Here is a 21,301-nt window from a genome sequence, read left to right as displayed (position 1 = left end):
ACCACTTACAAGGACCGCTTGGTTTGACAAACTCTTTCAGCAAAGAATACCTCGTCGTGGCTCAAAATGCCTCCGGACGAAACATGCAGGTACCTGTTTATCGCTTCAAAGGCGAACAACAAGGTCCCACGGTATACATTCAAAGCTCTATACACGGTGCTGAGGTACAGGGAAACGTCGTTATATATCATCTCATTCAGTGGCTGCAACGGCTCGACATTCGAGGTGAAATTATTTTAGTCCCCAATTGCAATCCTGTGGGCACAAATATTAAAGCGGGTGAATATACACTCGGCCGTTTTGATCCTGTAAACGGAACCAACTGGAATCGAGGTTACCATTTTGATCAAGAAGCCGTTCTTCGTTTCGCCGCGACTGTCGGTAAGGAAGAATCCGTCAATTCCATTAAACAACGTTTCCGTGAATGCTTGTCGCAGCAATTAGAAGCTAAGTTTGATGGTACCTGGGGCTTAGGTCTGGCAAACCAATTAAACCTAAAACTACAACGCCTGGCTGTTAACGCCGACCTCGTTTTAGATCTGCACAATGGTCCGGTCTCAACACGACATATCTATGTGCCAGAGTACGCAGCGTCTGCAGGTCAAATGTTTAATATTCCGCATATTATCTATATGCCCAACCGTTTCGCAGGGGCCTTAGATGAAGCCACTTTCTGCCCATGGTGGACATTGGCGGAAGAACTGGCTAAACGCCACCAGCGTGAGGTTAACTTTGCTGTCGAAGCGTTTACGGTTGAAATGGGTTCGCAAGAAGTCGTGGACTTCGCTGAAGGAGAAGAAGATGCCCAAGGTATTCTAAGTTACCTAAATAGCCGGGGCGTTTTAATCGACAGCGAAATAGCCCCCAAAATCATGAAACGTTATGCCACCCCACTGAGCCATTACAAGACTCTTTTCACCAAAACCGGTGGCATCGTTGAATACTGTGTTAAACCCGGCCAACAGGTGAAGCAAGGTGAATGTCTAGCAAAGGTACTGAATGTTGATGAATTGGAAAATGAGCGCGCAGTAGAGCTTATTTTAGCTCCCTGCGACCTCATTCCCATCTTACATTTTCCGTCCGCCTCAGTCTTGAGTGGAACTCAGTTGTACAAGTGCTTCACTGAATACCAGGTTCTAGATGGGTGAACCTGGTGGCAAGGCGACTGGCGTAAACTGACCTCGCCACTCGCCGGTTTGCCATAACAATTTCAAATTCGCTAGCAAGCCTTTCTCAACAAAGGAATCGTCCTTACGCTCTAACCAACGTGTAAAATCACGTAGTTTACCCTCTAGCATAAATTTGTTTTCTGGGCTCAATGACGCATGCTGCATCACACTGACCAGATTGTGCACAGTGACTAACCTGACGCGCATGTTGATTTGTTTAGCCTGCTCATCAGTGAGGTCGTTGCTGCCGTGAATACGCGTTTTCCAGGTAGCATCGATTAATGCATCAACCAGCTCTGACACGTTGGGAATATCGTCATCGAGTGCATGTTGCCAATTCAATCGATTGAGTCTTTCTGGGTGGAGTAGCAATGAAATGCTATTATGCGCTGCTGCCTCTGCCGCTGACAGAGGATCAAACATCAAACCATTACGTCCGTTAAAAGATTCTCGGCTTCTGCTACTACCGTAGACTTTAGGGATGATTAATTGGGTTACATCAGACGGAATAGACAGGAACTCCGGTCGCACGGTCGCAAGGATTGCATCAATAGCCGCACGCTGACGATCTGCGTCAACCATTGACTGCCCCTGAACAGGCTTATCCGATTTCACTTCATATTGATAATCAATCCCACCGATCAGCTTTACAACGGCGTCAACTTGATATCGGTGAGCAAAATATAATGGTGCGAGATATTCCTCTAATGCCGACAACGGCGTGTCATCTGGGATACTGTCTAGGCCAAACTTTGATAACGCTTTGGCTCGGACCGCAGTAATACGCGCTAACTCTTGCATAGCATCTGCACCGTTATCCCATAAATGACCGTCAGCACTCGGATGGCGTGCGCTGCGAGAATCAGGATCGGATTTGTAACCTATACCACTGGCATAACCGGCCTCAATCGTGGCTGCCAATCCTTCCATTTCAGTTTGCTCTGATGCGTAATCCTGATAGCCATAGGCAACCGTGTGAAGGTCCCATTTACCCATGCCGGTCGCATAGGCGTTTTGCAACGAGATCTCACCGTTTACTATCTCTGCTTTAGGGTGCGGATAATCCATTACAGAATCTCGCCCCGTTTCACTGGCAGCAAAATTATGGGCAATTCCGAGGGTATGTCCTACTTCGTGGGCTGACAATTGACGGATGCGCGCTAGCGCCATATCGAGCTGTGGCTGCGTATCGGTATTCCCTTCAGCAAAAGGACTGGTTAAGCCCAGTGCGATTAAATAGTCTTGTCTGACACGCAAAGATCCTAACGTCACATGGCCTTTGATAATTTCGCCAGTGCGTGGGTCAATGACGGAGGAACCATATGACCAGCCGCGCGTCGCGCGATGTACCCATTGAATAACGTTATAGCGAACATCCATTGGGTCTGCATCTTCAGGCAGTACTTCAACCCTAAACGCTTGTTTGTAGCCAATCGCTGCAAACGCCTCATCCCACCATTGTGCTCCTTCACGCAGTGCAGACATAACAGGTTCAGGGATACCTGGATCTAAATAATAAACAATGGGATCTTTTGCTTCACTGATCGCCGCCGTTGGGTCCACTTTTTCTAAACGATGACGTGGAATAAACTTCTGTTCCATATCGGCGGTAATCGGTGCCGAATAATCAATATAACTGTGTTTCCAAAAGCCACTAAATGGATGAAATACTCTTGGTGTGTAGCCATCATCGGGTAATTCAATAAAGCTGTGATGAGAATGTACAGAGATAATCTCTGCATCTGGCGATACCTGCCTCACATATTGCCCTGGCTTGCTGCCGGCGAAGGTCAACAATGCTTCGAGCTCGGTATTTTTGGGGAAAGCTTTAGAACGAGGCGTGAAAACACCACTGCGTTTCGGATCAGGCTTGAAGCTGCCTTGTTTGGTATCATCCAAACGCTTGCTGATGCCATGAATATCGCTGATCAAGAAATCGGTATAGTCGACTAATACTTTGCCTTCAGTTTCGGCCACCACGGGTAAACCCGCAATTACTGAATCAGCAAAGGCTTCATCTATGCTGGCGCGCTCTGCAGGGTTTTCAGATGAAGCTCTAAACGTGGTGTTCAACTGTTTTATAAATACCTGTTTTCCAAAACGTTCAAATTCAATCAGCCTAGTTTCCCCTAATTGCCCTCTATCAAGGCCAATATCGTTGGATCCAACGCCTTGTGGCAAACTGCTTTGGAACAGCATTTGCTGATCAAATTGAGTTATTGTGAGGTAAATCTTCCCCTCTTTCGCATCATAGTAAAATGGGACAAACCCATCTTGATGCTGCATACCTGCAGTAAATTCTGCGATGGTTTTCGCAACGATCATCGGGCTAAATAACAGCATGCCCATAACAAAAAGTATTCGTGTCACGTAGGTACTCCAGTTTGATTAGCATCACGCCGCAAGCGACAAGTTAAGATTAGTAGTATGACAAGCAACGCGGGTGAAACACAATGCCATTCGTTCGATTGATCCAAGTCAATGAGAATACTCAAGAATTGTATAGGCTAGCCTTATCGAATTTTGAGTGTGATCAACATGGGTCAGTCAATTCATCACCAAGCATTTTCAGCAGAGCATTACCATCAGTTTCATCAGAGGTTAGAAACTGAATTAGCGCTACTTAGACCGTTGTTAGAGGAGCCACAATTTGACCGTGTGGCACCATCATTGGGCGCAGAACTTGAAATGTACCTTGTTGATAGCGATTGGTTGCCCACACCACGCAACCAATGGTTGCTTGACCAACGTAAAAACCCGTTGGTTCAGCCTGAACTCAATCAATACAATATAGAGTTTAATTTAGCACCGGTGTCTGCCAATGGTCGTTCACTGCATGCATTGCATGAACAGCTGGAAAATGAATTGGCAGCACTGCGCACTATTGCGCATCAACAGCAAGTTCGAATTGTCCCTATTGGCGTGCTGCCAACCTTGGATGAGCGCCATCTTAGCCATGAGTACCTAACAAATAGACCTCGCTATCATGTGTTGGCTGATCAGCTACACAACCTCAAAGGCTCTGCATTTGATGTGGACATCAATGGGATCGATAATTTAAAGATGCGTTCGAATGAGGTCACACTGGAAGGCGCAAACACATCTTTTCAACTGCATTTACGCGTACGTTCCAGTGAATTTGTAAATACCTTTAATGCAGCACAACTGGTTACACCTTTAGTGCTTGCGCTTGCCGCTAACTCCCCCATATTAATGGGCAAACAACTATGGCACGAAACACGTATCGCATTGTTTAAACAATCGATTGACAGCCGAGATCATGCCTCAACACGCTGGCGACAACCTGCGCGCGTCAGTTTTGGTCACGGTTGGTTGCGAAACAGCGTATATGAGCTGTTTGCTGAAAATGTCGCATTGTACCCTGCACTGTTACCACAGGTTCCTGCGGAAGCAGCGCCTGACGCATTTAAAGCGATTCAGATCCATCAAGGTACGATCTGGTCATGGAACAGGCCTGTGCTAGATGTCGGTAATGATCCGCATTTACGCATAGAATTCAGAACACTGCCTGCTGGCCCAAGCAATATCGACATGATTGCAAATGCAGCTTTGTTGCTGGGCCTTACCACTGCCTTAAGCCACAACATTGATGGTTATATCAATAAATTGCCGTTTCAATATGCTGAGTTCAATTTTTATCGTGCAGCACAACAAGGGTTAAACGCGAATATTGTCTGGCCGCAACAGCACCAGCACCAACTAACAGAACGCAAGATCAGCGATGTTATTGCCGACCTTTTACCTTTGGCTGAAACCGGCTTACAGCAACTTGGCGTACATAAAGATGATATCAATTTATACCTCAATGTGATTGAGAGACGCTTAGCCGCTCGACAAACCGGCGCCAGTTGGCAACTAGCGACATTTAAAAAACTATCCGAAAAAGGCCGTGCAAATCCACTGGCTGAGTTAATTGAGCAATACACATTGAACAACATTGCCAACCTACCGGTTGCAGATTGGGACTAACATGAGTAAAGCAACATCGGGAAATATTGTCGTGGTTGATGCTGCTGTTGTAGAGACAGGAACAGTGCACAATTTCTTAACTCAATTAACGGGTCCTACCGCGTTCCTTTTTAAAGGTAAAAACAGTGGCAGTAGATGTCGTGTAATAACCACACTTTTGCATGCCAATGAACCCAGTGGCTTTCATGTGCTGCATCAGCTCATAAACGAGAAATTTGTTCCGCTATTCGACACTTACATAATTGTTGCAAGTGTTTCAGCCGCGCAACTAGAACCGCCGCTTACTCACAGACAACTCCCCGGTGAACGCGATCTCAATCGTTGCTTTCAGCCTCCATATGAAGATTTCAATGGCAAATTGGCAAAGTCGATCATGGACTTCATTATTGCCTTGCACCCGGAGTTCCTCATAGATGTGCATAACACATCAGGTAGTGGCCCCATTTTTTGTGTTGCAACCCGCTATCAGCATCAACAGTTAGCGCTGGCTTCGTTCTTTTCTCGCTGGTTGATCCACACCGACATTGAGCTTGGTGCTCTGATGGAAGTGCCCTTTGCTTTCCCTGTTATAACGGTTGAAGCTGGCGGCGTGCATGACCCACAGTCTGACTTCAATGCCTATAATGGCCTATGCCAGCTGCTGAAAAGCGAATCCCCTTTCAGCCTGCAACAACCCATCGATATTCTTCATCGCCCTATACGCTGCAGGGTGAACAACGACATCAGTATTGCATACTCGGATAGGCCCGTTTTTGGTGTGAATGTCACTTTTAATCAGGAACTTGAAAAATACAACTTTGGCATCAGTGATGAATCAGTCTGTCTTGGTTGGACGGACCATGGTGGCCTAGAAAATTTTGAACTCGAAGGCACTGACATTCATGTCAGTCGCTTTTTTAAAGTGGAAAACGGTGAATTGCGCCCATTAAGTGCAATGAAACTCTTTATGGCAACCACTTGCTCAGATATCGCGAAAAGTGATTGTGTATTTTACTTCGTCGATGCTGAGAGCCTTAACCCTTACACACAGGAATTCGAGCAAGAACAAGACAGCAATGCCTTGTTTGAATGTTAATGCAGTGGCGCTAAACCGCTCCAACGACTCTCTCCTCGCGCGATAGTCGCAACAAAACGATCTTGACTACTGACAATCGATAGGCGTTGTTTACTGCGTGTAATGGCCGTGTAGATCAACTGATTTGACAGCAATTGGTCACCGCCAGCTAACGGTAAAACCAGCGCAACATGGTTAAATTCACTGCCTTGCGATTTATGCACTGTCATTGCAAAAACAGATTCGATGGCTGTGATTCTTTGTAAGTCGACCGAACGAACTCGTTGTTTATCTTGCTGTTGGAAAACGATTTTCAACTGTCCCCCATCGCCTTGCCAGACAATTCCCGTATCTCCATTAAACAAATCCAACCCTGGCATATTTTGGGTGACCATCACAATCTGACCATGGAAAAAACGTTGTTCTAGTGATAAACCGAGTTTCCGTTTTAGCCGATGCTCTATCCATTCATTTATATGCTCAACACCATCTGTGCCGCGACGCAAACAACACAAAACGCGAAAGCGCATTGCTGACTCGAGTGCTTTAACGGGATCCGTTGTTTCATGGCTTACCGCCAGATAATATTCGCTGATCCAGTCATCTAATCGCTGCTCAAGCTCTGAGTTGTGCGTGAGATCGACAGGGATATCGTCATCACCAGAGTATACCGACAGTTTTTGCCATACATGTAACGCGCTTTGCTGATCACCTTTAGCCTTTAATGTGTCTTGCGCAAGTTCAGCCAATGCGCCACCAAAGCGATGCGTTTGCGTCAGACTGATCGCATAGGCGGGTATCTCGGCAACCTCAGCCGGCACATTGCCCCCTATCAATTGCGTTACCCATTGCCATTGCTGCTCATCCAAACTATTGCTCGAATGAGGCATAATCATCGGCAGCACGTTACCGCTTTCTACTGCCGGTAATTGGTGAGAGTCACCGACAAAAATGAGTTTACAACTGTCCTCAAGTGCACGTAGGACTCGCGCAAATAGCGCGATGTCCAGCATCGAGCTCTCGTCCACAACAAGCACATCCAGCGGTAAACGATTTTCCTTGTTAAATTTTGTGCTAACTTGCGCTTCTCGCAGGCCTAGCAAACGATGAAGCGTGACCGCTTTGGTTGGCATACCCACAACCGTCTTCGCCAGCTCGGGGGAAGAGCTCAACGTTTCATAGTTACTGATCAATGATTCACTTAGACGCTGAGCAGCTTTTCCTGTCGGTGCAGCCAGACCAATTCTTAACGGTTTTTCATGCGCTATTTGCATCGCGACAAGCAAGCGTGCAACGGTGTAAGTTTTGCCTGTTCCTGGCCCCCCGGACAACAATAACAATTGTTGCTGAACAGCAAGTGCGACCGCCGCTTGTTGCCAATCCATTGCATCATCACGGTTGTCCTTAGGAAACAAACTCGGCCAAACAGCACTGACACGCTGTAATGCGCCATCATCGGTACTAGAATGCTGATTAAACTTCTTCAACTGATGTTGAATTTCTTGTTCAAAATAGAAAAAACGACTGGAATACAGCCGATTCTGATACAAGACTATGGGCGTTGGCGCTGGCAATACCGATAACAGTTCTTCGAGATCCTGCTCAACAGTCAACAGCGACGGAAAAGTAACACCACCTTTACCGGCTTCTCGATTTTGCCACCACGTGTGCTCTGCCATTTCATTCAATGGCACACAACCATGTCCATTTCGCTGAGCCCAGACGAGCGCCATTACATAAGTAAAACAACGCTCATATAGACTGTCTGAAGAAAGGCTTCGCGCATGTGAAAATAGGGCTTTTGCGGCAAAATAGTCGAGCGACGAAATGCCATCACACTGCTGCATGTATTGATTGAAATCGGCGTTAGTCACTGACGTTAACCTCTTTCAACCGCCCTGCGAATAAATCATCTAATGTGATTATAGTTTCTGCGTTCAACTGGCAACTAAACACGCCTTCTCCCTGCACATTACCCGGATGCATACCGCGCAGATACAAATACGAAACACCACCAAAATGCGTATCAAAATCATAGTCGGTGAGTGTCACTTTTAGATAGCGATGTAAAGCAGTGGCGTAAATCAAATATTGCAGATCATACAAATGCTCAGCATTGTTGGCAGCCAACAAATGCGGCTGATAGTTCTGCAGTTCATTCCCTAAATGAGTCGACTTGTAATCGGCCACATAATAACGCCCGTCCACTTCAAATATTAAGTCAATAAAGCCATGCATCATCCCGCGAAGAGAGCGCTGCAAAGAAAAGTCTGATGCATTGGCATAACTAGACATCAGGCGCCCATCATCAACGAGTTGTTGTCTGTGTTGTTCAAGTACACGTCGCAAAACGGTAAGGTCTACTTTATCTAAGGGGAAGTAGAACTCCGCTTCTCTTAGGGTTTGATGCTGCGCTAGGTCACACAGTTTTATCGTTTGCCCTGAGTGGTTTTGTATCACAGGCGTTTGGACAACTTCTGATAACCAATCCGCCATGTCTCCGAATGATTCAGGCTTTAATAACGGACCATATTGCGGTGCAACTTGGTGGCATAGCTCAGGCCAGTCTGCATGACTAAAATCTGCAAGCTCAAGTACGTCGTGTAACAAGTTGCCTGCACTGGCACCTTTTTCGAAGCTAAACCTAAATGCATCGGCCTGGCCTTCTTCACTCTGCGCAGACAATACAGCCTCAATTGACGTTGACTCAACTTCCCGCGTTGTAACATCTAGCGTATGAGACATGCGTGTGAGTCCACTGAACGAATGGAGTCGCCAGTCTCGCTGGATCTTGCCGTTGAACTGACGACAGCGTAACGGTGCAGACTCTTCACTCTGCGTAATTAACGTCTCTTCCTGCGGCGTATCGTCAGCTGATAACATCGCCGCATGACTTTTCTCATGTGTATGTTGATGCCGCAATAATGCCTGCCAACTGTCACATTGAGAGTCATGCATACCTAGGGCAATACCCAACGCCGAGTCATGCGCGCTTTGCGTTTCATACACCCCTAGGTAGCAGCGATACTCCGCCCGCGTGATAGCCACATAGAGCAATCGTACAGTCTCTTCGTGACTCTGTTGCGTTACCCACTTGTCTGCATTTTGCGTTTGTCCCAATTGGCAGATCCGTTTATTTCGCGTCGGGTCAAAAAAGTTGTAAATCCTAAGCGAGCTATTGCCTCGTTTGGTCGGGTTGCTGTATTCATTGGCAAATGGCACAAACACAATAGGATATTCGAGCCCTTTCGATTTGTGTTGAGTCACTATTTTAATCAATTGCGCATCAGATTCGAGTCGTTGTTGATACGCTTCACTTATATCCGGTTGATTGATTTGCTCACGTAACCATTGAATCAGCTGCAACGGATGGGATGATCGCTGTTGTAGCTGCTGTAGCACCTCTGCTAAGTGCACAAAATTGGTCAGCGCACGTTCACTCATGGCGTCTGGCTGATAATCATGACGCAACAAACTAAAAATAAACGCCAGAACCCCCTGTTCCTGCCACATTTTGCGCAGCTCTACGATGCGCGAGCGCTGCTGGGTCCAGTCGTCTGCCAACGGATCCGCTTGCATTTGATGCAGCACGTGTACGGGCGTATTGAGCAAAGATGTAGAAAGTGCGGTGATCACCAAACTGTCTCGCTGATAATGCCAAACACCGTCAAATACGCGTAATAATTCCAGTGCTTCTAGACTTGCAAAGAGTGGGGTTTTGTCGCTCAAGTAAACAGCATTGAGGTTTACTTGGCGAAGCGCATTGCTGATCAGTTCAGCTTCGCGCCAATCACGCACTAATATCGCTATATCACTTGGATTAAGAGGGTGTTCCCCTATTTTTACGGTCGCCAACAAACGCTGAATTTCAATGCTGCACCACGCTGCAATTTTCTGTTTATTGATAGGCTTTGCCTGCGCTTCCGTTAGAGACTCATCTTGCTGATTAGCATAGATATAAGTAATGGCACCACGCTGCGACTCATATGGATCGCTCAGTGGTCTGGCAGCCGCTGCAGAGGACTCGGTTGAATTTACGCGCTCATAATGAATATTTTCACCAAATACGGCGCGGGTTTTGCCGCTTATTGCATGGCCATCAAAAACATGATTATAGGCATTAACCATCTCTGCGACTGAGCGCCAATTGGTATCCATCAACCATAAATAATCAGCATCAGAACGGGCTTTTAAGTAGGTGAAAATATCACCGCCTCTGAACCCATAAATGGCTTGTTTAGGGTCCCCAATCATCATCAGTAAACGAGTAGAGTTAGCAACGTTTTTCGGTGATACATAGATTGCCTGTAGCATTTGATACTGGTGCGTATCGGTATCTTGAAATTCATCCACCAATGCCGCTGGAAATTGTTCACTTAGCCGGGCCGCAAAATCTGCTGATGACGTTACACTTTTCGCCATATTACTGATGAGGTCGTTAAACCCCATTTCACCTAATTTTCGCTTTTGTTCGGCAATACGATGACGTATCCACTGCACAGCATCTGCGACATGCTGATATACACGACTCTCTTCCAATAGCTTTTGACGTTTATCCTGCAGAGCACTGACTTTTTTGATGAGGTTTTTTCGTTCATCAGCCAATGGCAGTAGAATTGCTTTGCTATTCGGCCGGCTCGAATAACGTCTCCCGTTTAAGAAGTCTCCAACGGCTTTGGGAATATCAATAACATCACCGGTCGCTAGCCAATCCAATAGCACCTGCCATTCCTCTTCACGGCTCTCTTGTGCCGCCCGTGTCTTTTGCGAGGCAATTAAGTCCTCCCAAATAATTGGCTGCTGGGATTTTAGATGCTGATAATGTGCCTGTAATGTAGGCTGTAATTGTGCGCTAATCTTTGCAATCTTTTGTTCAAAGTCTTGTTGGATATCAGTTTCAGTTACGACAACAAGTTCTTCGGTTGTAAAAATAAGCTCATAAAACGTCTTTAGAAACGCATCTGGTGTATGCCAGCCAGATGAGGCTAAAGACTCAAGTACAACATCATTACGCTGCTGCAATCTAAACCAATCCGCTACAGCTTGTTCCACTAATGCACTATGATCTTGTTGCAGCGTCATTGAAACCGGGCTTGCGGTATCAAACGCCATGGTCTGTAGCATCCTTTGGCAAAACCCATGGATGGTGAATATCGCTGCCTCATCCATATGCAATATGGCTAGCCTTATCCGCTGTTGTGCCAGTTCACTATCAATGCGCGAATACAGCTCAGACAATACAGGTTCACCGTTTGATGTCTGAGTTTGGGGATCCGTCCAAAAGCGCAATGCCAACTGCAACGTTTCGGTTATTCTGCCACGTAACTCTTGCGTGGCGGCATTGGTGTACGTCATCACCAATATCTGTTGAACGTCTAGCCCCTGCTCAATGATAAGTCGCAAGTAAATGCGTGTAATATTATAGGTTTTACCCGTGCCTGCACTTGCCTCAATTAAATGTATTCCGCTCAAAGGTAGCGTTTCAACGCTCAACGCTTGTGGATGGGCCTTGCTTGAAATCGTCATGCGCCCCCCCGCTTCGCTTTAACGTTAACGACTGCACTAAATATCGGTGAATACAGGGCATGGATCTTCTGCAATTGACTAAAATCAGGCAAATCTTGAGTTGGATTAAACCAGTGCCAATAAGGGCTATCGGCAAGTGACATCCCCATCATCTGAGGCCTGCATAACTTTTCCACAGCCCCCCACAATGATGCAGAATCTTCAAACGGTACTTGTTTGTGCAGCACTTCCCCCAGATCGACAAAGCTAAATGACGGGCTGCGAACTATTTGTTGATATTCAGCCAGTATACTGTGCAATTGCTCGCTAGCTTCCTGCGGCGTAATCGGTAAATAGTCAACCTGGCGAATATTTATTTGCCCCTTATTGTCGGCGATAAAAAAGGCCTTCCCGCCAACCGTTCGCTGACTATTTACACTGCATATCAACTGCTCAATACGATGCTTAAAATGGTGTTTAGGTCGCAACTCACTGATGTGCCAATGCAGCGTGTTAAGTACCTCAGCGTTCTCATCAGCATCAACTAACACGGTGCGACCATTGATCGCCACCCCATCGATAAGCGCGCTAATAGATTGGATTTGTTGAGGGGCGTCCGCGATTTGGGCTAATAGCACTTGGGCTTGCGTTTGCCAATCGGCGACCACCTGCTGCGTAATACTCGTACGCGGAATGTCGCCACTGGCAAAATATGCTTCAACAAAGGCATCGTCAGTTTCGTGTGCTAGCTCTGATGCTATTGCATCATGCAAAAATCGATATCGCGTTAATCTATCGACAGTAAAAGGCTCAATGTCATCCAAAAGTGGAGCCGGCTGTTCCAGATAAAGACCTAATCGATGATTGGCAAAATATTTAAGCGGATCAGCAAAAGCCCTTTGCAGTTCTTCCACTGATACTGACTCCACAGCCATCTCATCTAATGCCCAGTCAGTATCAGTTGATAACGCTCTTTCTGCGCTGGTATGGAGCGCTTCAGCCAATCGACACCATCCTTGATCATAGCTCTGTATGACATCGTGCCGTTCCGCCTGATAATGGCTAGTTGAATAGGCATGTAATGGCAATTGATAGGCTTTGTAAGGCGTTGCGCTGACACTTTCATGAGGTGTAAATCGGGCTTTAACGTAATCACAAAACTCTCGTAATACGAGACTTGGCTGGCGTTCGCTGTTGTCCTTTACTTGATTCGCTTGATAACTTAAGTATAGCTTCTGTCGGGCTGAAATTAGTGCTTCCAGAAACAGATATCGGTCATCCCCTCGTCGCGAACGGTCGCCTAAACGTTTTTGAGCATATGACATCAAATCTATCGACATAACGCTAGAAGGACGCGGAAAATCGCCATCATTTAATCCCAACATCGCGATCATCTTAAATGGAATACTGCGCATCGGTAGCATTGAGCAAAACGTAATTTGCCCGGTCATGAACTGATTAATTGCGTCGGGTTGAGTAAAACTCCGGTTAATGGCTGTTCTCAGTACCGCAAGACTAATCGTTTCATCATAAGCCGCCATACTCAGATGGGTATACAGATCAGCGATTGCTTTATCGATCTTACTCGCCGCTTTAGGTGCGTCTTGCATGTCACCAAACACACTTTGTTTCAGCGAATGTAAATAAACTTGCCACCCCTCAATTGTCCGATCACGTTGTAAAGATTGCCGATGCGCCTGCAATTGCTCTAACAACCAACATAACTTGCCTAATGATTCGGCTTTGCCACCTTCAACATCTGGCACGGTGTAAACGCCATCAAACAATACATTCTCATCAGTATGCAAAAAGCCCAAGAGCAAGCGTTCAAGCCCCCAAGACCAGCTATAAATACCATCCCGCTGCAATGCACTATCTTCTTCATTTACCAGCAAGAGTTGCTGATGTTGAGCATCTAGACCCCAGCGAATATTAGCGGCTGATAACCACTGCTCAACTAAACCCAGCTCTTCTTCTTTAAAGTTAAAATGCTGACGGATCGCATCTACACGCAAATACTCAATGATGGCACTTACTTCAAAACGGCTATCTGGCAACTCTAAAAGGCGCATGAACATCGCCACTTCTTGGATGCTATCAAGCGGTGCACGGTCAGCAACAGAACAAGGTAGCCTGACTTCAGCTGACCCACCGCTTGCGTGTGTATCAAATACCGATGAAATATAAGGTGCATAGTCTTCAATAGCTGGACACATGACCAAAATATCCTGCGGCGATAGCGACGGATCTTGCTCACATGCATCAAGTAAATGATCGTGTAACGCTTGTAACTCTCGCAATGGACTATGAGCCTTAACCACTACAACTGAGTCATCATCACTGGTTTCACAGTGCTCACTGGGTACACTGGCCCCCTCAAAAATTGCTTGCTGAACTTGAGTCAATAACGTGTCTTTTTCAGCCGCTCCCTCAATACCATTACGCGGACGAGGCGTTTCAAACGCGCTTATTTCAAACACCGGCTGCTGTTGCAATAAATTAAACAGATCACGTCCTTGCTGACCCATATTGGCCAACATTGGGTTATGTGACTGTTCATCAAGCCAACGCGTAAGTTGCGCTTGACGCGCCAGTGCTTTATCGGACTGCACATCTCCCCAATAGTCCATACAGGGGTTTAAATGAAAGATATGAATATCACAATAGCTCCCTAGCGCGTTGAAAAACTCTACTAGCTGGGGGGCCATCGTATTGAGTGCAAACACGTAGATATGCTGGGGCAGAAGGGAGCGCTGGTTTGCCTCTAATGCAGCCAGTTTATCAATTGCCATGCGATGCAATTTTGCTGGATGAAGGGGCTCCTCTTCAACTAACGCTCGCCAAATATGGGCTTGCCAAGATTCGTGACTTTTTCCATTGTGATCGGAAAACACCGATGCACCCGATTCCCATGATGCTAACCAATCGGGGCGATACAACATATATTGTTCAAACACATCCGCAATTGAGCGGCTCAATTCAAACTGATCGAGGTCGAGGTGCCTCCCCTGCTCATTGCCTACTCGTTGGAAATACTGATGCAGCGCTTCACACTCTGGCTGTTCAATAAAGCGACCTGAGTTAATTAACCGGTAGATACGCCATGTTAGTACTTCACGTTTATAGGTTGACTGCTGAGGAACAAGCTCCTCACCGAGTAAAGTACGGGCAACTTCCCACATAAACCGGGTCGGCATTGGAAATTGCAAATTCATCGCAATACCCGTAGTTGAGGCAAGTTGCATATTCAGCCAATGCTGCATTCCAAGGCTTTCGACAAGCACGGTTTGTGGACGTAATACAGCTTTTACATGCTCATCACTGCACCTTGACGCTTGCATTACCGCGCCTAACAGTTCAGCTAGATGTTCGAGTTTGTTTGAAGGGTATAACCTGAGCAAAGTGCTTGAATAATAAATCGATATAACGACATGTTAAATGATAGTTCAGGGAAAGCATAGGGAGAAAAAGCCCGTACGAATTTCAGGACACGTAAAATTCGTACGGGTAAGGTTATTTTGTTTAAAGCTACTCCGACAATAAAGCGTTGCCTGGCACTTTATAATCATCCATGTAACTTAAAACTCAGTTAACACTTCTACATAGCACTATTGATACCAACTTTGTTTTACTAGCATTTTCAATGCGTTACAACTTTCACGCAGACACTCTCGTTGAGTTGACAGTCTCAATTGGTGCAAAGCTGCTTTAGGATAGTGCAACGCTGCCTAAGGTATGTTTTGTATAGCTTTTCGGATGCAATATCCGAAAAAAACAGTAAACTTGACGCCTTTCCAAAAAACAAAGAAAACTATTCATGCAATCAATTGAACTTAAGATTTTAGACAAGCGAATTGGCGACACTATTCCATTACCGACCTATGCGACGGATGGCTCGGCAGGTGTCGATTTGCGTGCATGCCTTGATGAAACGATCACGCTAAATCCCGGCGAGACATTTCTAGTGCCGACAGGGATTGCCATACATATTGCTGACAACAGTCTAGCCGCCACAATCCTTCCCCGCTCAGGGCTAGGTCACAAACACGGCATCGTATTGGGCAATTTGGTGGGTCTAATAGACTCTGACTATCAAGGGCAGTTGTTTATATCGTGTTGGAACCGCGGCCATGAGTCTTTCACCATTGAAAGCGGAGATCGAATTGCGCAATTAGTATTTGTACCAGTGGTACAAGCGGCATTCTCGATTGTAAATGAATTTGGTGAAAGCCAGCGCGGTGAAGGTGGTTTTGGTTCAACTGGCGTTGAGTAAGTCATCAAAGAGTAATTTGCAGTAGCGACTCTTTATTGAGTTAACGTTACTTCGCTTGTTTCCATGCACTGATTTGCTCAAGGAGCAATCAAAAAGGCCGAACGTGTAAGTTCGGCCTTTTTATAACGTTAAACTCAACGTTTCTAGAATACGTAATTCACGGCAAAACGCACCAGAGAAGCGTCTTCAGAGTCATCTAGATCATCCGAGTATCGACTAAAATCTGCCTTTAATGACACGTTGACATCCAAGTCATAACGCACGCCAATAGAGGTAGTAGAGTTTTCAGTAATCGCTGGTGCTTGAATACCTGCGACCAATTGACCTAGAGGCCCTCTAATTGGCTCAGGGAACGCGCTAACTTGTGATTGAAACTTCAATCCACCATTTAGATCTTGTTTCTCATAGGTGATAAAGGGCGTCCATTTTCCATGTCTTAGGCCTGCCGTGACATAATAGTTAGTTTCATCTGGGTAGAAGCTATCTTCTATTTCAACACCTGTGTATTCAGCACCGATAAACCAATCAAACGCATCATATTCGAGGCTTATGCCATAGAAAATACCACTATCATCTTCAGCCGCGAGCAGGCCTTGCAACTCCGAACTTATTTGTCCTAATTGCGCCAACGCAGGCGCTAATGCTGGGATATCAAAGGTTGCATCACCACGCGCTACCACCCCACGTAACTTCCAATTTAAATAGGAAAAGTCAGCAGTGGCTACCATGACGTTATTCACCTCTAATCGCGCACTCTGCCCCGCTAAGGTGAAATCACTGTCTATTTTACCGCCCGTAAACTGAAGTACATACTCAAGATCACCGCTGTAACCGCTGTAATCGACTCGTACACCATCAATATTATTGAAAGGCACATTGTATACCGACGCAGGAGCCACAACCCAATGATACGAATAACCAACGTCCAGTGAATCTGAGTAGCGAAACAAAGGCATGCGCAAACGACCGGCTGATATGCTGGTGTTGTCGGTTGCCTGGTAAGTCAGATATGCCCATTCGAAATCAACATCATAGTCCTCTGAGCCCCGAGACACGAGCTGACCAGTGGCGGTCATTCGTTCATTTACGTCACCGCTGATTTGGACTGCAAATAGGCTTTGCTCACTAAAACTAATATTGTCATCGTAGCCATAAAGTGAATCATCACTGCTAGTAATACCGCCAACTAAGTTAGCAAACCCATTAATACGAACTTCAGCCAATGCTGATGGTGCGGCAATCAATGCCAACAAACTTAATCCAATTGTCTTTTTCATATTGGTCACTCCTAACCTAGTTTAAATTGACTGATTTAACGGCGTCGGTTAAGGAGGCCGAATCTATGTATCCAATCGCACTTGGATTTTTGGCCACCAACTCAATGACTTCCGCATCACTGGATACTTCTTTGGGTGGTACGCCCTTTCCTGTAAAGACCAACTTGGACCAATAAGCCGAGACTTGTGAAGAGCTTCTCCCTAATATGTTGGTATCAAAGTCTGCCCGCACTGCAGATTCGGGAACTTGATTGACAGGAATCGATTCACCTCCATCAGAGAACTTCTTTTCCTTGCCGAGAAATATGCGCTGGACACTTTTTTCATCCAACGCGGCATTGTTGCTTGGATGCACGATAACAACCGTCTCGGCAAGCACCGCCCCAGACAATCCCATAAATGCACATGCCAATATCGCTGATCGTATTGCTTTCATTGAAATTCTCCTAATTCAATGGTCCTCATAAAGCGGGGACTCCCCAGCTCTGTCTAACTTAAAAAACGTAGTTCACTCCAAACCGCACCAAGGTCGCATCTGCAGATGCATCGACATCATCTGAATACCGACTAACATCAGCCTTGATGGCAATATTGGTATCAAAGTCATAGCGAATAGTCGCAGTCACAACATCAAACTCATCTTGCTGTGCCATTTGCGACCCTATGGCAACCCCCATTAACTGTGCAATCACTTCAGCGGGTAATGGTGCAGCACCTATCGCAGCAATCTTATTCGCGTATTTAACATCGCCGCTAGATTCGAAGCTTTCGTACGTAATCGACGGAGTCCACTTTCCAAAGCGTTTTCCAGCCGTGAGATAAAATGCATCATCATCATTGGCAAAACTGTCATCCACTTTGACATTGGTGTATTCAGCGCCCCAAAAATAGTCAAAGTTGTCATAGGTCACACTGACCCCAACGAACTCGCCGGTGTCCTCTTCAATTTTTAAGTTACCAGCTAGCTCTGCAAACCCCAGGCTTTCGAGTGCGGCAAATCCCTGGCCGACCGACAGACCAACAGGATCCGTAGAGCGGGTCAAATCGATAGTTGTACTGGTACGGCCATACACGCCACGCACAGTCCACTCGCCATCACTGAATTGCAACGAGACTAAACCGGTATTGTCACCAATGTTATCTGCACCAAAGGTTTCGCCTTTGAATTGGCCAAAATTTATATCGAGCAAATAGTCCCAATCTCCAACCAAACCGGTTTTAGCAATCTTGATACCGTCCATATTGTTAAAGGGGACGTCATATACCACTGATGGCACAGACAACCAATGATAGGAGTATCCAACATCTAACGAAGAGGAATAGGTAAATAAAGGCAATCTAAAACGCCCAGCAGTAATGGTAAGGTTGTCGCTAGCCGCGTAGGTTAAATATGCCCATTCAAAATCCGGATCATAATCCTCAGCTCCGCGCGCCAATAATTGCGCTGTTGCTGTCATTTTATCGTTAATGTCACCGCTGATCTGAATGGCGAATAAGCTATCTTCACTGAAGCTGATATTGTCATCATAACCATACAGGGTGTCATCGCTGCTCGTCATTCCGCCCACTAGGTTAGCGAACCCGTTAATTCTCACTTCTGCATGCGCCGCTGAACTCAAGGCCAATGCAATTGCTGTCATTGCGAAATATTTTTTCATAGGAAACCCCAACCTTAGTTAACTGATATAGCTTTAACGTCACCAGTAACAGAAGCGCTATCAACATAACCGATAGCACTTGGATCTGCTGCGACTGTAGCGATTACTTCTGCATCATCTTTCACTTCAGTCGGTGGAACCCCCTTACCTGTAAAAACTAGCTTAGACCAGTATGCAGAAACTTGTGCGGAACTCCGGCCGATGATGCTGTCATCAAATTGTCCTCTCACATCGGACTCAGCGACTTGGTTGATCGGCGTTGCTTCAGCGCCGCCGGGGTATTTTTTATCTTTACCCAAGAAAATACGCTTAACCACCTTGGCATCAATTGCCTCTGCGTTACTTGGGTGAACGACCATCACGACTTCTGCCAACACAGAGTGACTGACAACAGACAGCGCTATCGCCATTCCCATTATTATCATGTGCTTTTTCAACATGCAATTCCTCATTTATTGAGTGTTATCATTAAGTTAGCGGCGCGCAATGTAATGATGACGAATCACTTCAACAACCATTATTAGTTATTTAAATTCATACGCCAGTATCCTTTGAGACAACCATCTCCCTATATTTGCGTCTAGGTCCTAAAAAAAAAGGAGGCCATTAGCCTCCTCTTTTATGCTGCCGTCTCGATAGTCTTATATCGACTATTCGATGAACAAAACCCTGTTCTTAATCAAGAGTTTAGTCGCTCCACACAACCTTGCCAGTATATTTTTTCTGAATAACGTCAACAAACCGATCTTCTAATATATGACGTTTTACTTTTAACGTTGGCGTGAGCAGATCATTCTCAATTGACCACTCATCCTTCATGACAACCATGCGGTCCATGCGTTGGTGACTTTCTAGCCCCGCATTAATCTTCTCAAGTGTTGCAAGCAATGATGCTTCAACTTCTTCTTTTGGTTGCTTTGCAGCATCTGCTGATAGCACCAACAGTGCGATAGGTTGCGGCAAGTTGGTACCCGTAACGCACACTTGTTCAACAATTGGGTTTTCCATAATTTTGGCTTCTATCGGAGCGGGTGTTACGTACTTCCCTTTAGCCGTCTTAAAGATATCCTTTAAACGCCCTGTAATACGTACATAGCCGTCGCTATCGATAGTTCCTTTATCCCCTGTACGCAACCAACCATCTTCGGTAAATGCCTCAGCGGTTTTCTCCGGATCTAAATAGTACTCTTTCATATTACATGGGGAATTAACTTGTATTTCCCCTTCATCAGAAATACGAATTTGTACCCCTTCATAGGCATGACCAATACAGCCAATTTTATCAGAACGATACGGAACACTGCTGGTACCATAAGCGCAGTTTTCCGTCATCCCCCAACCTTCGCTGATTTTAACGCCGATACGTTCGAACCATTTAATAACTGCAGGTGCCAAAGGTGCAGAACCGCTGGCCCAAAGACGAGCCTGATCAATGCCCAAACCTTGACGTATTTTGCGCGCAACCATTCCTTTAACAATTGGAATACTCAGCAATAAATTAAGCTTTTTCTGAGGCATTTTAGACAAGATGCCCATTTGGAACTTAGTCCACAAACGCGGTACAGAAATAAACAAGGTCGGCTGGCACGCCACCACATCTCGCTGGAAGGTATCCAACGATTCAACAAAACTGACTTGCGCAGATGAATACACGCTCGACAACTCCAATAACACCCGCTCCGTAATGTGAGCAAGCGGCAGGTAACTAATGATGCGGTCTTTTTCACATACCGAAAGCGTATTCAGTGAATTACGCGCCGCCCAACAGATAGTATTAAACGTATGTACAACACCTTTTGGCATACCCGTACTACCAGAGGTATAAATAATCGTAGCCATCGCATCCATATCAACGTCGGGCTCACCTTGCAGTGGCTCAATATCAATAAAGTCGTTCCATTGCTCGTCCACATTTATATTCGGGTATGGAAAGGCCACCGATTTAATATGGCTTGGGATAGCTTTTATCTGATTTTCAGTGTCGTCAAGCTTGCCTACAAAAATTAGCTTAGTGTCGGAATGATTTAGCACGTATTCGATAGTTGAATGGCCGGCCGTAGAAAAAATAGGCACGGACACATGCCCAGCCATCATGATAGCGAGGTCTGCAATAAACCACTCCATGCAGTTTTTCGACAAAATACATATGCGACTTCCCGGTTCTAGGCCAAGCGAAACCAATCTATTGGCAGCTTTGCGAACCAAAGTAGCGACATCAGACCATGTATACTCATTAACAACACCGTTCACCGGTTGTTTAAGATAAATTGCTTCGGGACGTTCCTTTTCCCATTTATATAACATTGCCAATGGTGAGACGGGGGATTGAATAATAGTCATAAGTGCTTCTTTCTGTAGTGGCATATTCATTTATG

The 21,301-nt window shown here is 45.8% G+C and carries 13 protein-coding genes; 4 read left to right on the top strand and 9 right to left on the bottom strand.

The features are described 5' to 3' along the window. Positions 1-23: 23 nt before the first annotated feature. Positions 24-1,148 (top strand): M14 family metallopeptidase, encoded by a 1,125-nt coding sequence (locus tag CSH93_RS09485; protein WP_240615560.1) that lies wholly within the window; start codon positions 24-26, stop codon positions 1,146-1,148. On the opposite strand, the gene CSH93_RS09480 is transcribed toward CSH93_RS09485, so the two are convergent. Further along, positions 1,137-3,512, bottom strand: coding sequence for a zinc-dependent metalloprotease (locus CSH93_RS09480; RefSeq protein ID WP_240615580.1), 2,376 nt, complete (start codon positions 3,510-3,512; stop codon positions 1,137-1,139). The two genes, CSH93_RS09485 and CSH93_RS09480, sit on opposite strands and share 12 nt — an antisense overlap. A 195-nt stretch (positions 3,513-3,707) precedes the next feature. Here CSH93_RS09480 and CSH93_RS09475 point away from each other — a divergent pair, with 195 nt between their 5' ends. After that, positions 3,708-5,159 carry a glutamate-cysteine ligase family protein gene (locus tag CSH93_RS09475; RefSeq protein WP_100643006.1) on the top strand — a complete coding sequence of 484 codons (1,452 nt, stop codon included), beginning with the start codon at positions 3,708-3,710 and terminating at the stop codon, positions 5,157-5,159. A 1-nt stretch (position 5,160) separates the two neighbouring features. Next, positions 5,161-6,234: a M14 family metallopeptidase gene (locus tag CSH93_RS17920; protein WP_100643005.1), complete on the top strand. Its 1,074-nt coding sequence runs from the start codon at positions 5,161-5,163 to the stop codon at positions 6,232-6,234. Here CSH93_RS17920 and recD read toward each other — a convergent pair. Genes recD through recC form a run of 3 tightly spaced genes read right to left on the bottom strand, consistent with a single transcriptional unit; the run spans position 6,231 to position 15,119 of the window. Next, positions 6,231-8,087: an exodeoxyribonuclease V subunit alpha gene (recD, locus tag CSH93_RS09465; protein ID WP_100643004.1), complete on the bottom strand. Its 1,857-nt coding sequence runs from the start codon at positions 8,085-8,087 to the stop codon at positions 6,231-6,233. The two genes, CSH93_RS17920 and recD, sit on opposite strands and share 4 nt — an antisense overlap. Further along, positions 8,080-11,739, bottom strand: coding sequence for an exodeoxyribonuclease V subunit beta (gene recB, locus CSH93_RS09460; protein ID WP_100643003.1), 3,660 nt, complete (start codon positions 11,737-11,739; stop codon positions 8,080-8,082). The genes recD and recB overlap by 8 nt, the downstream gene beginning before the upstream one ends. Continuing rightward, positions 11,736-15,119, bottom strand: coding sequence for an exodeoxyribonuclease V subunit gamma (gene recC / locus CSH93_RS09455; RefSeq protein ID WP_164078338.1), 3,384 nt, complete (start codon positions 15,117-15,119; stop codon positions 11,736-11,738). The genes recB and recC overlap by 4 nt, the downstream gene beginning before the upstream one ends. 416 nt (positions 15,120-15,535) lie before the next feature. Here recC and dut point away from each other — a divergent pair, with 416 nt between their 5' ends. Beyond that, positions 15,536-15,991: a dUTP diphosphatase gene (gene dut / locus CSH93_RS09450; RefSeq protein ID WP_100643001.1), complete on the top strand. Its 456-nt coding sequence runs from the start codon at positions 15,536-15,538 to the stop codon at positions 15,989-15,991. A gap of 143 nt (positions 15,992-16,134) precedes the next feature. Here dut and CSH93_RS09445 read toward each other — a convergent pair whose 3' ends face one another. From CSH93_RS09445 to CSH93_RS09425, 5 genes are all read right to left on the bottom strand, one after another. Continuing rightward, a complete protein-coding gene (locus CSH93_RS09445) occupies positions 16,135-17,268 on the bottom strand; it encodes a topoisomerase IV (RefSeq protein WP_205663271.1) in 1,134 nt (377 codons plus the stop codon). Positions 17,269-17,284: 16 nt separating this feature from the next. After that, positions 17,285-17,704 (bottom strand): type 2 periplasmic-binding domain-containing protein, encoded by a 420-nt coding sequence (locus tag CSH93_RS09440; protein ID WP_240615558.1) that lies wholly within the window; start codon positions 17,702-17,704, stop codon positions 17,285-17,287. Positions 17,705-17,762: 58 nt separating this feature from the next. Next, positions 17,763-18,926 (bottom strand): porin, encoded by a 1,164-nt coding sequence (locus CSH93_RS09435; RefSeq protein WP_100643000.1) that lies wholly within the window; start codon positions 18,924-18,926, stop codon positions 17,763-17,765. Between the two features lie 14 nt (positions 18,927-18,940). After that, on the bottom strand, positions 18,941-19,366 hold the full coding sequence (locus tag CSH93_RS09430; RefSeq protein WP_100642999.1) for a type 2 periplasmic-binding domain-containing protein: 426 nt from the start codon (positions 19,364-19,366) through the stop codon (positions 18,941-18,943). A 247-nt stretch (positions 19,367-19,613) separates the two neighbouring features. Then, complete coding sequence (locus CSH93_RS09425) at positions 19,614-21,290, bottom strand: AMP-binding protein (protein WP_100643372.1); 1,677 nt, start codon at positions 21,288-21,290, stop codon at positions 19,614-19,616. Positions 21,291-21,301: the final 11 nt, after the last annotated feature.

Source organism: Neoalteromonas facilis (assembly GCF_002807665.1).
Taxonomy (GTDB): domain Bacteria; phylum Pseudomonadota; class Gammaproteobacteria; order Enterobacterales; family Alteromonadaceae; genus Alteromonas_E; species Alteromonas_E facilis.
This window is presented reverse-complemented; position numbering and strand designations above follow the sequence as displayed.

What these genes read in the sequence shown, in the direction of transcription:
- CSH93_RS09430 (WP_100642999.1), bottom strand. Translation starts at nt 19,366, where the DNA reads ATGTTGAAAAAGCACATGATAATAATGGGAATGGCGATAGCGCTGTCT.
- CSH93_RS09445 (WP_205663271.1), bottom strand. Translation starts at nt 17,268, where the DNA reads ATGAAAAAGACAATTGGATTAAGTTTGTTGGCATTGATTGCCGCACCA.
- CSH93_RS09425 (WP_100643372.1), bottom strand. Translation starts at nt 21,290, where the DNA reads ATGCCACTACAGAAAGAAGCACTTATGACTATTATTCAATCCCCCGTC.
- CSH93_RS09435 (WP_100643000.1), bottom strand. Translation starts at nt 18,926, where the DNA reads ATGAAAAAATATTTCGCAATGACAGCAATTGCATTGGCCTTGAGTTCA.
- dut (WP_100643001.1), top strand. Translation starts at nt 15,536, where the DNA reads ATGCAATCAATTGAACTTAAGATTTTAGACAAGCGAATTGGCGACACT.
- CSH93_RS17920 (WP_100643005.1), top strand. Translation starts at nt 5,161, where the DNA reads ATGAGTAAAGCAACATCGGGAAATATTGTCGTGGTTGATGCTGCTGTT.
- CSH93_RS09475 (WP_100643006.1), top strand. Translation starts at nt 3,708, where the DNA reads ATGGGTCAGTCAATTCATCACCAAGCATTTTCAGCAGAGCATTACCAT.
- CSH93_RS09480 (WP_240615580.1), bottom strand. Translation starts at nt 3,512, where the DNA reads ATGCTGTTATTTAGCCCGATGATCGTTGCGAAAACCATCGCAGAATTT.
- recB (WP_100643003.1), bottom strand. Translation starts at nt 11,739, where the DNA reads ATGACGATTTCAAGCAAGGCCCATCCACAAGCGTTGAGCGTTGAAACG.
- CSH93_RS09440 (WP_240615558.1), bottom strand. Translation starts at nt 17,704, where the DNA reads ATGAAAGCAATACGATCAGCGATATTGGCATGTGCATTTATGGGATTG.